At 31.8% G+C, this 15661-nt stretch carries 10 protein-coding genes; 5 read left to right on the top strand and 5 right to left on the bottom strand.

Features of this window, described 5'->3' with window-relative positions:
• Positions 1–387 precede the first annotated feature (387 nt).
• On the top strand, positions 388–2013 hold the full coding sequence (gene pruA / locus K8354_RS00550; RefSeq protein WP_223444570.1) for an L-glutamate gamma-semialdehyde dehydrogenase: 1626 nt from the start codon (positions 388–390) through the stop codon (positions 2011–2013).
• 82 nt (positions 2014–2095) lie between these two features.
• Here pruA and K8354_RS00545 read toward each other — a convergent pair whose 3' ends face one another.
• Positions 2096–5401 (bottom strand): reprolysin-like metallopeptidase, encoded by a 3306-nt coding sequence (locus K8354_RS00545; protein ID WP_223444568.1) that lies wholly within the window; start codon positions 5399–5401, stop codon positions 2096–2098.
• 444 nt (positions 5402–5845) lie between these two features.
• Between K8354_RS00545 and lipB the strand changes: the two genes are divergently transcribed.
• On the top strand, positions 5846–6550 hold the full coding sequence (gene lipB / locus K8354_RS00540; RefSeq protein WP_223444566.1) for a lipoyl(octanoyl) transferase LipB: 705 nt from the start codon (positions 5846–5848) through the stop codon (positions 6548–6550).
• A gap of 75 nt (positions 6551–6625) precedes the next feature.
• Here the strand turns inward: lipB and K8354_RS00535 are convergent, their stop codons facing one another.
• Positions 6626–7678, bottom strand: a complete 1053-nt coding sequence (locus tag K8354_RS00535) for a nucleoid-associated protein (RefSeq protein ID WP_223444564.1) — start codon at positions 7676–7678, stop codon at positions 6626–6628.
• Positions 7679–7842: 164 nt separating this feature from the next.
• On the bottom strand, positions 7843–8442 hold the full coding sequence (gene rnhB / locus K8354_RS00530; protein ID WP_223444562.1) for a ribonuclease HII: 600 nt from the start codon (positions 8440–8442) through the stop codon (positions 7843–7845).
• Positions 8443–8637: 195 nt separating this feature from the next.
• Between rnhB and K8354_RS00525 the strand changes: the two genes are divergently transcribed.
• From K8354_RS00525 to K8354_RS00515, 3 genes are all read left to right on the top strand, one after another.
• The gene (locus K8354_RS00525) at positions 8638–10608 is read left to right on the top strand and encodes a putative porin (RefSeq protein WP_223444560.1); all 1971 of its coding nucleotides are present in this window, start codon (positions 8638–8640) and stop codon (positions 10606–10608) included.
• A 323-nt stretch (positions 10609–10931) separates the two neighbouring features.
• Positions 10932–11186: a hypothetical protein gene (locus tag K8354_RS00520; protein WP_223444558.1), complete on the top strand. Its 255-nt coding sequence runs from the start codon at positions 10932–10934 to the stop codon at positions 11184–11186.
• 707 nt (positions 11187–11893) lie between these two features.
• Positions 11894–13228, top strand: coding sequence for a cytochrome P450 (locus K8354_RS00515; protein ID WP_223444555.1), 1335 nt, complete (start codon positions 11894–11896; stop codon positions 13226–13228).
• A gap of 160 nt (positions 13229–13388) precedes the next feature.
• On the opposite strand, the gene K8354_RS00510 is transcribed toward K8354_RS00515, so the two are convergent.
• The gene (locus K8354_RS00510; RefSeq protein WP_223444553.1) at positions 13389–13841 is read right to left on the bottom strand and encodes a GNAT family N-acetyltransferase; all 453 of its coding nucleotides are present in this window, start codon (positions 13839–13841) and stop codon (positions 13389–13391) included.
• Positions 13842–13984: 143 nt separating this feature from the next.
• The gene (nhaC, locus tag K8354_RS00505; protein ID WP_223444550.1) at positions 13985–15454 is read right to left on the bottom strand and encodes a Na+/H+ antiporter NhaC; all 1470 of its coding nucleotides are present in this window, start codon (positions 15452–15454) and stop codon (positions 13985–13987) included.
• Between the last annotated feature and the right edge of the window lie 207 nt (positions 15455–15661).

Below are 15661 nucleotides of genomic sequence, written 5' to 3'. Positions count from 1 at the left end.
CGCTTTGAAACAATTGTAGATTATTGTGACTTAATTTAAACTGGTTGTATCTAGAATTGGAGTCTCATTTCTATGTATCGTTTCTTCTATACTTTTTTAAATGTAGCTGTAACTTGCAATTTAAAAAACCAAAAGTGCTCGTTATATAAGTTCTATATGATCGAAAAAAATTCTAGAGGTTAAAAGAAATGAAACCTCTACCCTACTTTTTTCTAAAAAAATTATTTCCTATTTCAGAAAACAAAAATTTTAATTTTTTTAAATTGTATTGCAATTTAGTGTCCGTAAACATCTATAAATTTAGCCTCTAAAGTTCCGAAATCGATTGATAAAATTTGTAACTTTGCCTTTCAAAATAAGTAGAATCAAATTTTAAAACACACAAATATGGCAAGAGGATTTTTTAATGTTCCAACAGCAGTAAACGAACCCGTAAAAGGATATGCTCCTGGTTCTCCCGAACGAGAAGAGTTGTTAGCAACCTATAAATCGATGTTTCATAGCAATATTGATGTGCCTATGCATATTAATGGTGTTGAAGTTAGAACAGGAAACACAAAAAATATTACCCCTCCTCATGACCATAAACATATTGTTGGTCAATATCACATTGCTGATAAGACCCATGTTGATGAAGCAATTTCTACAGCTTTGGCTGCTAGAGAAGCTTGGTCTAGCGTTTCTTGGACAGAGAGAGCTACCATTTTCTTAAAGGCAGCTGAATTATTAGCAGGTCCATACAGAGCCAAAATGAATGCGGCTACGATGATTGCGCAGTCTAAAAATGTACATCAAGCAGAAATTGATGCTGCCTGCGAAATGATCGATTTCTTTAAGTTTAATGTACAATACATGACAGATATTTTTAAAGATCAGCCAGCATCTGCTCCAGGAATATGGAACAGAGTTGAGTACAGACCTTTAGAAGGATTTGTATATGCAATTTCTCCTTTTAACTTTACATCTATTGCCGCAAACTTACCTGCCGCAGCAGCTTTAATGGGTAATGTTGTTGTTTGGAAACCTTCTGATCATCAAGCATATTCTGCACAAGTAATTGTAGATTTATTTAAAGAAGCGGGGTTACCAGATGGCGTTATCAATGTAGTTTACGGAGACCCTGTCATGATTTCTGACACTATTTTGGCTTCTCCAGATTTTTCAGGATTGCATTTTACAGGCTCTACACATGTTTTTAAAAATCTTTGGAAACAAATAGGAAACAACATTCATACCTATAAAACCTACCCAAGAATTGTTGGAGAAACAGGTGGAAAAGATTTTATCTGGGTACATAATTCTTCGAATCCTTTGCAAGTTGCAACCGCAATTGTAAGAGGTTCTTTTGAATATCAAGGTCAAAAATGTTCTGCTGCTTCAAGAGCTTATATTCCTGCATCTTTATGGGAAGAGGTAAAAGAGCACGTAATTCAACAAACCAACGAAATTAAAATGGGGTCTCCAGAAGACCCTAATAATTTTGTAAACGCTGTAATTCATGAAGGCTCTTTTGATAAAATTGCTAGCTTTATTGATGCTGCAAAAGTGGATGCAGATGCAGAAATTATAGTTGGTGGAAACCACGATAAATCTGTAGGTTACTTTATTGAACCTACTGTGATTTTAGCAAAATCTCCAACATACGCAACGATGACAACAGAGTTATTTGGCCCTGTAATGACCATTTTTGTATATGAAGATGAAGCTTGGGAAGCTTCCTTAAAGTTAGTTGATGAATCTACGGAATATGCTTTAACGGGAGCCATTTTTTCTAAGGATAGATACATTGTTGAAAAAGCATCGAAAGCATTAGAAAATGCTGCAGGAAACTTTTATATCAATGACAAACCAACAGGGGCCGTTGTTGGACAGCAACCATTTGGAGGAGCAAGAGCTTCTGGCACAAATGACAAAGCAGGTTCTGCTCAAAACTTATTGCGTTGGACGTCTGTTAGATTGATTAAAGAAACGTTTGTAACACCAACCGATTACAAATATCCTTTTTTAGGATAAGAAAATAAACATCAAAAAAAAGCCTCATCTAAATCTGAGTTCATATCAGTATTAAATGAGGCTTTTTAAGTTCTATAAACTTTTATTTTATCATCAGTTTTCTTGTTGTTTGTTTCGTTCCATTCGTAACTTTTAACAAATACAATCCTTTAGAGGCTTTCTCAAAAAAGATATTTTCAGAGAAATTTACAAAAGTATTATAATATTTTTTTTCGTCAATTAAACGCCCTCTAACATCATATAATTGTACTGAAACTTTATCCGTATCCACTACTTGCAAGGTTAAGGTAAAATCTCCTTTCGTCGGATTGGGAAATACATTAAACCCATCAAAAGCAACATCATCAATAGAGGCTGTTGCATCTTCTACAATGATAGTATACTCTTCTACTTCTCCATCAAAATCCTGCTCACAGGAAGTTGGATAGGTAATAAAATAATCTCCCGTATATCGACTAGAAACCCTCATAATCGTATTACCCAAAATAGCCCCTGCTGGAACAGTAATAACCAGACCACTTAAATCAGTCGCACCATTTTCAGTATTTTGTGCAAATCCGAGATCATACTCTTCACCAGCATCATCAAAACTACAGTTCTGATTCCAGTCTATCCAAACTTTCACTTGCACTCTCCAATCCCCATCTGTATTTAAGTTGACGGTTAAAGCATGGCTTTCGTTTAATTTTACAGTGGTATTTATGGCTGTATAATCGCTATATCCACTTCGTTCGCCGAATTCGTCTGGTTTAGCTGAAATATTATTGATGGTGTTAAATTGCACTAAAGTAGTACTTGTTTCGAAATCAGTGTTTCCAAACGACACACAAGCAGTACAAGATTCTGTAGTAAAACTGAAGATGTCCGAATAAGCGCCCTCTCCACAATCATTTATAGGTTTCACCCTCCAAAAATATTGGGTGTCTGGAACTAAATTTGTCAAACTATAAGAGTTCCTTTCCACATTTCCACTAGAAAAAATGGTGTTAAAACTAGTATCAGATGCTATTTCTACCTCATATGATGATGGGTTTTCATCCTCATCCCATCTTAAAATTTCATCCAAAGAAACATTTGTTGCTCCATTTGCTGGGAATAATAAATTTACGGGGTTAAACGTGGCACTTTTTAAATTTAAAGTTACATCCACATTTTGAGTAACAGTTGCTGCAGTGCCAATAATATTAATATCGTAGTTTTTGGCTTCTTTGCCATCTAAATTAGAAACTGTTACGATTACATCGCCATTTGCCGAAATTGTTGCAGGATTAAATGTTACAGTCGAACCTTCTGGATTTGCTGTGGCACTTAAAGTGACCACTTCTTCAAAACCATTTATAAAATCGAAATTTATGGTGTAACTACTACTTTGACTTTCGTCATTACAAACCGCTTGTTCACCCGTTTTATCTACCATTAAAAAAGTTGGTGTCGATGAAACAATACTAAACTTCGAAGTATTCACATTATAAAAAATATTATCTGCAGCTTCAACCATAATTCTTGCATCTGCTGTGGCATTATTAGGTATTAACACCTCTTCTGATTCATCATTAGGTGTGTTCGCTTTTAAAAATATTGGAAACGTAAGTCCGCCATCAACAGATAATTTTATATGAACATTTTTACAATCTATTGGCGCAATATCTGTAATTCCTTTGCTCCAAGTAACAGAAATTGTTTGCCCAGCATTAAAAGTTTCTTCTGTGTTTTGTGAGGTTACTATAAAAGGTGGTGCATCTACAACTTCCACTTTCATATCATCTCTTGACGTACCTCCCCCTCTTGAATGATTATCTCTAACCAAAAAAGAAAAATTAAGTTCTCTTGCTTCTGAAGGTAAAACTTCCCAAGTTGAAGCGGTACTATTCTCTAAAACCGTACTTAAATTTGGCATATATCTATAAGGAACATTTTGAGAAGGCACAGACCTAAACATAGGACCTTCGCCACTCCCCGACTCTGGAGGCATTGTTCCGCTTTCACTATCTATTTGCTCCCAATTATAGGTTAAGCTTTCAACTCCTTCTGCATCGATAGCAGTTCCTTTTAAAACAAAAGGTGTAGATTTAGGAATACTAAAATCCAATCCTGCATTGGCTATTGGAGCAGTATTATTCGTATCGCTTAAAACGGCACAATCCCCAGAAGATTCAATAATATGAAGCATTTCTGTGATACTTACCGAATGAAAATAGTCGTCACCACTGCTCTGAACATTAGGCGGACAAATTCCTGCATACGCCATTATAGTGGACCCACTTCCTGGTTCGATTGCTGTGGAACTATTTCTATTGTTACTACAAGAATTATTAAATGTATGATTTGCACCAAATTGATGCCCTATTTCATGCGATACATAATCTACATCATAAGGGTCGCCTACAGGGGATCCAATACCTGTAACTCCTCTTCCTTTTTGGTTTGCTAAACAAACCACCCCTAAACCCGCTAATCCTCCGGCACCAGTACTAAAAGTATGCCCAATATCATAGTTTAAAGTGCCAATGATGTCATCACAAATTGATTGAGTTTCATTAATTAAAGCATCTGTATTATTATTTGATAAGTTATCTGTATCAGGATCTAAAAAAATAAGTTGGTCATTATTACCAACAATTATAAATCTTACTGCAACATCTCTTTCAAAAATACCATTAACTCTTGTCATTGAAGTGTTCATGGCAGATAAAACTGCCGCCTTTTTAACAGCATCTGTTTCAAGATCCGATACATTTTGTCTTGATAAATGAAATTGCGAATATTCGCCAGTACCCGCCAGTGCCAGTCTATAGGTTCTTAAATTTGCATCATTCGTATTTTTATTAAAATCTGAAACAGTAAAATCTTTTTTAGCAGATGCTTCTACTAGGCACTTAAAATCTTCATTACCCTTAGATAAACTAGCTCTTTTGTAAACAATAAAATCTTTATGATCTTTAGAATATGGATCTATAAAAACGGTTTCTTTGACACCAGAAAAAATAACAGCATGAAAACCATCTGTACCCATACTAATTTTTGCAACTGCCGTTGGATCGTCTATTCCTTGTGCCGAATAGGAGGTAATATTTGGAAATTTAGCTTGCAAAGTAGCTTCAAAATTAGAGGTTTCTTTGATAGAGAATTTAGATAAACTTCCGTCTGAATTTGGGAGCTCGATAATTTCTTTTTGCTCAGCAGACTTACGTTTCAAATTCTTAGAAAAAGCATCTATATCCATTGATAAAATTTCAAATGCTGCAGGAAAGTTTTTCTTTTGATAAATTTCTTTTTGATGTTTGTAATTTTGTTTATCTATTTTTTTCCAGAAATCTTGTGCTTTCAATGTATTTGAAATAGAAAGAAAAATAATAAGAGTGATTAATAAGGAACTTTTAAATTTCATAGTGAACCAGGTTTTATGAAAACAAAATAATTTTTAAATTTGATGTAAGATAGTGAAATAATGAATCTTCAATTATAAAGTTGGATAAAAAAATTTCATTCACCTAAATCTTAACATCATAAAAAAAACATAATCAAGTATTTATATTTTATAAAAATTTAAACCCTATTAAGAGTTTTTCAAAAAAGTAATTTATTTTCCCAGTACCACATAGTAACTACTAAAGCTTCTATTCTTTCATAGAATTTCATCATAAGAAGTTGTTATTTTTTCTTTTGATAGCTATTTTTCTTGTAAACGATATGCCCGTCTTTTTTACTTTAACTATAATTGTTGTGCACCTTTCTCCTCTATATTTAAAACGAGTATGAACAAAAAAAGTATCTTTTGGATATAATTTAACGACTCAAATACAATGAAATATCTACCTTTGTAAAAGAGCTTATGAACAAAAATATACTATTAAAAGATCTTGGAATACAAGATTATAAAGAAACCTGGGATTATCAATCTGAATTGCTTCAGGAAATTGTGGATGTCAAAATTTCTAATCGACGAAATGATGAACAAATAGCAACCAAAAACTACTTTTTATTTGTAGAACATCCGCATGTATATACCTTAGGTAAAAGTGGTGATGTAAATAACTTGTTACTAAACGAAAAGCAATTGGCTGAAAAAGAGGCTACTTTTTACAAAATAAACCGAGGTGGCGATATTACCTATCATGGCCCTGGACAAATTGTTGGGTACCCAATTTTAGATTTAGAAAATTTTTTTACCGATATTCATAAATACCTCCGTTTGTTAGAGGAATCCATCATTTTAACGATGGCAGAATATGGTTTAAAAGGCGATAGAAGTAAAGGTGAAACAGGAGTTTGGTTGGATGTTGGAACTCCTTTTGCTCGTAAAATTTGTGCTCTAGGAATTCGCTCTTCACGTTGGGTAACTATGCATGGTTTTGCCTTAAATGTAAATACCAATTTAGGCTATTTTGACAACATCATACCCTGCGGAATTAAAGGAAAAGCGGTCGCATCCATGGAATCTGAGTTAGGTAAAAAAATAGATACGGAAGAAGTAAAACAAAAAATACTAAAGCACTTTAAAACACTGTTTAAAGTCGATCTGTTTATTAACTCCTAAAAAGTTATTGCGCTTTTATAAAGCAATCTGTCCACCAATAACAGATTGCTTCATTCCTCTTAATGACGTTTGAATTTACTTTTCTTCGTTAAAATACACTTTATAAAATTTCATTTTTTTCTCTTCATCATATCCTCTTTCTAAATATTCTGAAGCGGCTTCTGGGGCATCTACATCTAATTTTATACTAATGTTGGTATCTAATTTAATTTCCGTTTTTAGTTTACTTTTTTCTTTCTTTAAAACAACTCCAGAAACATCAAAATTATTCCTAATTAAAACATCATTTAAAGTTTCGAAGTGTTTCTTATATTCATCAAACTTTTCTTTGTGCTCATCTTCCTGAAAAACTTCATCTTTAAAAGTAGCATAATCTACCGATTCATTTTCCTTAAAATAATCTACTGTATTAGCTAAAAAATTCCCTTGTTCGTGCATGCCTAATTCTGGTTTAATCACCTCCTCTGAAAATTCCTTACACAATTCTAAATAGTTTTGTGTGTGCGAATTATAATCATCCGCTAGTTTTACACTCAAGAAATTTTTAATCCAATATTGTGCATCATAATTGTTATTATCCACAGAAAGCACCACCGTTCCTTCTGTATCCGAAGTGTTTAAAATTAAACAACCTTTATCTATTTTTTTGGTTGATATTCCTTTTTGAACTACGACATCAAAACTCTCATTATCATCTAAATAAGTCTGAAAAAAATCAACTTTATTTTCAATTTTAAAAATGCCAATAGCTTCTGTTAACACATCTTTATACTCTATCCCTTCAATAAGAACAACGATGACATCGCCTGTTTTTATTTGTGCGGAATTAGATTGTTCATACAAATGATTCACCATATTTTTAGAGTATTCTACAAACGAACTTTCTTCTTTAAATACTTCTGAAGCGTAATTATTTAATTCATTTAAACGCACATCTGCATGATGAGAAAAACGGTAACTCTGCGTTAAACTCCCAAAAGGTTTTAGTAAAAAATTCTTCATCAAGTCGTAACTTTCTTGATCAAAACGAATTAAATCTTCCGAGAACACATTGCGTCCGCTATTAAATTTATTGGCTACTTTATGAAGGATACATTTCGTAATTTCTACACGCGTTTTTTTTATCATCATATGAAATTTTGGATGGTAAAAATAGTTGAAGTTATTTTATAATTGAAGAATTATTTAGATAATTCTCTTAAGAAAAAGTCACAATTTGTCCCTCTGAATTTCTGTAAAAAAACTATCACCCTGAGAGTCATGAAGTTTGCACAAACTAAAGAAAAAAATGATTAAATTTTCAATTTTAATTGTTCTGGCAGCAATCTAAATGTTTTTCGATGATGTAGATTTGGCCCAAACTCACGAATGGCATTTCTGTGCTCTTTGGTTGGGTAACCTTTGTTTTTTTTCCAATTATACATTGGGTATTCTTGATGAATCTTTGCCATATAATCATCTCTGTAGGTTTTTGCCAACACGGAGGCCGCAGCAATACTCAAGTATTTTGCATCTCCTTTTACAATCGTTTCATGCGGAATTTCTTTAAAATTCTTAAATTTATTTCCATCAACAATGATAAATTCTGGCGTAATTTTTAGCTGTTCAACGGCTCTATGCATGCCAGTTATAGAAGCTTGCAACACATTTATTTCATCCACTTCTTGTTGCCAAACAAAAGAAACTGCAAAAGCTAGCGCATTTTCTTCAATAATAGGCCTTAAGGATTCTCTCTTTTTTTCTGATAATTGTTTAGAATCATTTAAAAAAACATGCGAAAAATCTTTTGGTAAAATTACTGCTGCAGCAACCACCGGCCCTGACAAACAACCTCTTCCGGCTTCGTCTGTGCCTGCTTCTAAAGAAAAGCCACTAAAATTTGATTTTAACATCTTACAAAGAAAAGAAAACTTTTTCTATTAGATTCCTATTCACCAATCTAGTTGGACTTCAATTTCAAAAGAAGATCACTACTTCCATCGCTTTAAAAAAGTTTAAAACTCATTTTTAAATTAACCGATTTCATTATAAGTATTAACAATTCATTTCGTTTTATTATTTTACATTTGCTTTTGTTTAAATTTAGAATGAAAAAAAGAATTGTTTTATCCTTTTGTTGTTTTATCCTTGCGCTGAGCACTCTATATGGTCAGAGAAAATTAAGTGGAAACGAAAAAAGAGAAAATACATTTATCAACGAAAATGGTGAAATAGACACCATAAGAACTACGGGGGCTAAAAAGGTTATTTTATCAGGAAAAACAAAATATACCGATTATAAAATATTCTCTCATAACAGAGATACAACGTATATCGATACCACTTTAACCTTACAAAAGGAGTACAAATTCAATTATTTAAGAACGGATAATTTTGAACTTTTAGGTTTTCATAATCAAGGGCAAACTTTCACGAACTTAGGGTACAGTTTTAACAATCTAAAAAAATTACCAGACATTGGTTTTACTGCAAAACAAGTGAGTTATTTTGATATAGAAGACATTAAATATTACGAAGTTCCTACAACAACCACAGAAATTTTATACAGAACAGGTTTGCAGCAAGGGCAAGTATTAGATGCACTTTTTACTCTAAATTTTTCCGAAAGATTGAATGTTTCTTTTTCCTATAAAGGGTTACGCTCTTTAGGTGCGTATAGAAGAGCTTTGGTAAGCAATGGTAATTTTAGAGGTACTTTTCACTACAGAACGAAAGAAAATCGATATGAAATTAGAGGTCATTTAACTTCACAAGATTTCTTTCATCAAGAAAATGGAGGATTAACAACAGAGGCTCTACAAAACTTTATTGATGAAGATCCAAATTTTGACCAACGTTCTAGGTTAGATGTAAATTTAAATGATGCGGAAAGTCAATTTGATAGTAATCGATCTTATATAGAGCATAGCTATAAATTGCTAGCCAGCAAAGATACCATCAATGATAAAGATTTTAGCAACTTAAAAATTGGACATGTATTTACCAATGAAACTAAAAATTATCGATTTGATCAGGCTACTGTTAGAACTGACATTTTTGGAGCTGCAAATGCATCGGGTACCGAAGACAATATAGCAGAAAGTATCATCATGAATAATGAAGTTAATTTAGAATTCAACTCTAAATATGTTTTAGGTAAGTTTAGAGCAAAAGCTAATTTTACCAATTATTCGTACGGTTATGATACTATTTTGAATAGTAATAGTGCGATTACTAAATTAAAATTAGCAGGAAATGCGATTTCTTTTGGAGCCGATTGGAATGCCAAAATTAAAAACTTTCAATTAAATGCAGATGCCTCTGTAACTCCTGGCGCGGGTAGACTGGCAGGCAACTTTTTAAAAGGAGAGGCCGTTTACGAAAAAGAAAGTGTTTTTACTTTAAAAGGTAATTTATTAATCAGCTCAAAATCTCCAAATTTTAATACTTTATTACATCAAAGTAGTTATGATGCTTACAATTGGCAAAATGATTTTAGCAATGTCAATACAAGAGATTTAGGATTTTCTTTTACTTCTAAATGGATCAATGCAGGTCTAAATTTTACCAATATTGATAATTACACGTATTTTGATGAAAATAATACTCCGCAGCAATCTGCCGATCAAATAATATACCTTAAAGTAAAGGCAAATAGAGAATTTAAACTTTGGAAATTTGCCTTGGATAATACAGTAATGTATCAAAATGTTAGTAGTGGAAGTGCTGTTTTTAGAGTGCCAGAATTTGTGACTAGAAATACTTTCTATTATACTGACAATTGGTTTAAGGGAAAACCAATGTTGGTGAATATCGGGGTTACTTTTAAGTATTTTACAAAATACAATGTCAATGCTTACAATCCATTATTAGCAGAATTTACTTTACAAAATGAGGAAGAAATTGGCTTCCCTACTTTTGATGTTTTCTTTAATGCTAGAGTAAGAAGAACACGTTTGTTCATTAAGGTTGATAATGTTACTTCTGGTTTTACTGAAAAGAACTACTTTTCTGCACCCAATTATCCTTTTCGAGATTTTACCATTCGTTTTGGTTTGGTATGGAATTGGTTTATTTAAATCCCATCCTAAATCCTTCCCAAAGGGTAGGACTTTTAGCAAGTTTGTGAAAATATGGAAATAGCCTTGTTTTTTGTCTTTATATGTATTTTATGGACGTATAGTGTTTACTTGTTATCCTGTTGGAAATATCGGTATTTGTATGCTTTTTTTAATATTATACTTATTACCATATTTTTCCGTAAATATTTTAGGAAAAGATTATTTTTGGGGTCATGATGAATATGATTTAGGAGTATTTTTTAGGCTGATAATCTGTGTTGTTTTTCATACGATACTTGGCCTTATCTTTTCAATCTACAAAAGCTATACACTTAGAAAAAATGATAAATCAACTTAAAAATAACTGGAAACTTTTCTTAATCGCAAGTTTAACATTAGGGCTAGCACCTTTTAATCCACCTCATATTTGGGGTAAAATTCAATGGATTTTAGGAGGAAATGCCTTTTCTGCTGAAAACGGTATGAAACCACAAGATTGGTTTGATGTCTTTTTGCATGGAACTCCCTGGGTGTTGTTATTGATTTCTATTTTCTTAAATGTTTTTGGATTGTTGACAAAAAAAGATTCCCAATAAGTATTTGTAAATAAACTGGTAACTTTAAATTATACCAATTTAGTTATTAAATGCCGTGTAAATAAATTGAATTATTTTTTGGTTCAGTGAAATTAAAAAACAATTAGCGTAGCCTTCGTTACGGTCATTTTTTTTAATAAAAAGTAAGCGAAAAAGAAACGATTTATTACGGCATTAGATGTCTAAAATGGTATTATAATCATTATTGTCCGATAAAAGATAAAAAGACCGCTTTCGCTGTTAGAATCAAGAACAAAGACTTGAATGTAACTAACTGAAAAACAATATTATTACGATTTTAAATTTTTCGATACATCATAAATTCTAAAGTCGTTTTAATAGCAAGGTGTACTACTTTAAAAACTATTTAAAATCAAGACTATCAATACTTTAAAATACTTTAGCTAATTTTAATCGGACAACACTAAATTATAATAGTGATTTAATCAAAAAAAGATTTTATTTAGCAACTATAAATTTTGATTCAATCCTGTCCTAAATAAATTTAGACACAGAAAATTTATTTAGGACAGGATTGTCTTATTTAGTTAAAAATTTTAGAATGATGTGTTATAAGTATCTATTTAATTAAAAATACAACAAATTACAAAAGCGAATATGCTTAAATTTGTATAACACAAATACAACCAGTCAACTTTTATAAATTCTTCAAAACGGGCTGTTCATGAGTACAAATAAAATTAAAAATGAGTGTATCTAATAAAATTCCAGAAGTTTCTTTTTTTAAGTTTCTAAAGCATGCCAATGCTATTTTACAAAATCCTTTGCCTTTTCACGCAAAAAACTTTGATACTTTAGGAGATATTTTTCGTTTAAAAATTGGTTTTGGAAAATCTGTTTTGTTTTGCAGAGATGCAGGACTCTTACAACATGCGCTTCAAAAGAATCAAAAAAATTATACCAAATCTTATATTCAAACCAAAGATTTAGCCAAATATGTTGGAAAAGGATTGTTAACTGCTGAGGGAGAACATTGGCAAAAACAACGAAAATTAATTCAGCCAGCTTTTCATAAAAGCCAACTTAAGCTGTTGGTTGATACCATTCAAAAAACCATTTTAGAAGAATTAAAAAATATTAAAACTGGAAAAGCAATGGATGTTTTTCCTGTTTTTAACGATTTGGCTTTTCAAACTGTTATCAAATCAATTTTCAATATAAACATTTCTGATGCGGATATTGATTCATTGCAACATACCACAGAAGCCACTCAAAAAATGTTGGTTCAAGAACTAAGACAACCTTTTTTTGTTTGGTGGTTTAACCTTTCAGGAAAAACGAAAAAGCATTTAGACTTGACTCAAAATTCGAGAACAATTTTAAAAAGATTGGTGGAAGAAAGAAAGCAAAGCAACGGAGATCATCATGATTTATTGGACATGCTTTTAAGTGCAAAATATGAGGATGGCTCTAAGATGGATGAAAATCAATTGGTAGATGAAATATTAATTTTGTTTGCAGCGGGTCATGAAACAACTTCAAATGCACTTACTTTTACCTGCGAATTGTTGGCTCGAAATCCTGCAGCACAATCAAAAATAGCATCTGAAATCAAAAAAATAAAAAGTGAATCTACGGATTGTATGCATTGGATAAAAAATGCGAGCTATACAAAATTAGTTATTGAAGAATCTATGCGTTTGTTCCCTCCAGCTTATTTTATGGACCGCGTAAATATTGAGGAAGATATCTACAACGGAATTGTTTTACCCAAAGGCTCGAACTTATTGTTTTCAATTTATGAAATTCATCGTCATTCAGATTTTTGGAAACAGCCAAATGAATTTATTCCTGAGCGTTTTTTAGATGAAAATATTAAGTTTTCAAAAAATTATTTTCCTTTTGGTGCGGGACCTAGAATGTGTATTGGCAATAATTTTGCCATGTATGAAATGATTTTAGCAATTATTGCCTTGGTAGAACAATTCGAAATTATTGAAAAGAAATCCCCTATTCAAATAAAACCTTTGATTACGCTGAAACCTCACAATGCTATTTTGGAATTTAAAAATAGGATTTGATTGAAAGATTAATTTTTTAATTGCAATTCTACAAAGGAAACTAAATTGTTAGTAAAAAAAGTTGGTGCAAACTTGTTTAATTATGAGTTTTTTACAAAGCTACATGACAATAATTTTAAAACTAGATTATTCATTTAGAAATGAAGTATAACTTTTTAAGTTAGCTATCCAAATCTTTTTGCATCAAAGGCAAAAACCGATTAAAAACAGCACTTTGTATTTTGTCAATAATACTAAATCCTTTTGATTCATAAAATGATGCTGCATTTGGGTCTGCCAATAATTGCATCGTTTTGGCTTTAAGGATTTTGGCTTTTTCAAAAGAATGTTGCAATAATTGATTTCCAATTCCTTGTCCAATATACTCGGGCAACACAAATAGAAACTCAAGTTCAATAGTTTCTTTTTTAGGTTGATTTAAAATATAAAAGCCCATAATTTTATCATCTTTTAAAAATTTATAAACAAACATCTCAGACATCATTTGTTCAGTAACGGTTAACTCGTCTGTCCAAGATTGAATTAAATCATCAGAATATCCCCAAAACGCTTTAGACTGTAGTGCAATTGCTGTGAGTTGTTTTGTATCTGAAATTGTTGCTTTAATTATCATAATTCATAGTATTAAAACGAGAACAATAATGATACACATATTTACGCAGAAAACATATCGTCTATTTTGGAATATTTTATTATACAAGCCTATGCGCAATAATCAGTGCAATCTGTAAAATTGGTCTCTTTTTTTTGGGAAACCTACTTCTTTACTAATTGTCTAATTTTAATATTCAAAGCAGCAAATAATAAAGTTGTAAACGGACTTAAATAATTAAAGATTGCATACACAAAATAGTCTGCAACAGAAACACCTAAAACACCAGATTGATAAGCTCCACAGGTATTCCAAGGAATTAACACGGAAGTTACAGTTCCTGAATCTTCTAAAGTTCTACTTAAATTTTCTGGTGCTAAACCTTTGTCTTCATAAGCTTTTTTAAACATTTTACCAGGAATTACCAAAGCTAAATATTGGTCTGAAGCCACAATATTTAATCCTAAACAGCTTACTACTGTACTTGCAAACAAACCAAAAATAGAACTAGCAACTGCTAATAAACTTTTGGTAATTTTAGCTAACGCACCAATAGCATCCATAATACCGCCAAAAACCATTGCACAAACAATTAAAAAGATGGTCCATAACATACCATTCATTCCTCCTGAAGCAAATAATTCGGTTAGTTTTTCATTATCGGTTTGTATTTGCGTATCTGTTAAAATTGAGTTGATAATTGTACCTATTTTAGAGTCAGACAAACTAGCTAACACATCAGCTTGAAAAATCATAGCAAAAATTGCAGCCAAAAGAACTCCAACGCCTAAGGCAATTAAAGGTTTTGTTTTCATTAAAATCATTGCAATTACAACCCCTGGAACAATAAATAATAAAGGGGTAATATTAAATGTATTATCAATAGAGACTAATAAATTACTAACATCGGCATCTCCAGTAGTATCTACTTTAGCGCTTAAAATGGCAAAAACAATTAACGTAACTATAATAGTTGGCACTGTTGTGTATGCCATATATTTAATATGCGTAAATAAGTCGGTACCTGCCATGGCCGGGGCCAAATTTGTGGTGTCAGAAAGTGGCGACATTTTATCGCCAAAATATGCACCAGAAATTACAGCTCCAGCAATCATTCCTGTTGGTATTCCTAAGGCACTTCCAATACCAATTAATGCAATACCAACGGTTGCTGAGGTTGTCCAAGAACTACCAGTTGCTATCGAAATAATTGCCGCTATAATTACAGATGCAGGCAAAAATATTTCTGGACTTAATACTTGTAATCCGTAATACACCATTGCTGGTATTATACCACTTACTAACCAAGTACCTGCTAAAGCACCTACTAAAAATAAAATCATAATAGGTACAAAAACACTTTTCCAATTTTCCCAAACTTCGGTAATCATTGTTTTAAAAGCAACTTTATTAAAAACACCAACTATTGCTGCAACAGCACCACCCATTAATAAAATATATTGATTGGTATAAGCACCCAACCATTCTTGACTTTCAACTAAAAAGATGTTATAAGCCAATAAACACATTAAAATAACAACCGGAATTAAAGACTCTAAAAGATTTAACTCTTTATTATCAATAATTTTCTGATTTTCATTTTCTATTTCTGATAGGTTTTTATTGTCTTGCATTCTATATTTTTCCGTAATGTTACGATTTTACAAAACATTATGCAAATCAAATTGGGTCAGTTATTGAAGCAAACTTGAATTCTAAGGCCTAAATTATTTTTAGAACTGCTGTTGGATAAATTTTGCTTTTTTACAAACGATTTCTAAAACCTCTTAATTTGAAAACTTCTCAATTCTCATTAGAATTTTAATCCTGCTTAAAAAACA

It is taken from the genome of Polaribacter litorisediminis (assembly GCF_019968605.1).
Lineage (GTDB): Bacteria > Bacteroidota > Bacteroidia > Flavobacteriales > Flavobacteriaceae > Polaribacter > Polaribacter litorisediminis.
This window is presented reverse-complemented; position numbering and strand designations above follow the sequence as displayed.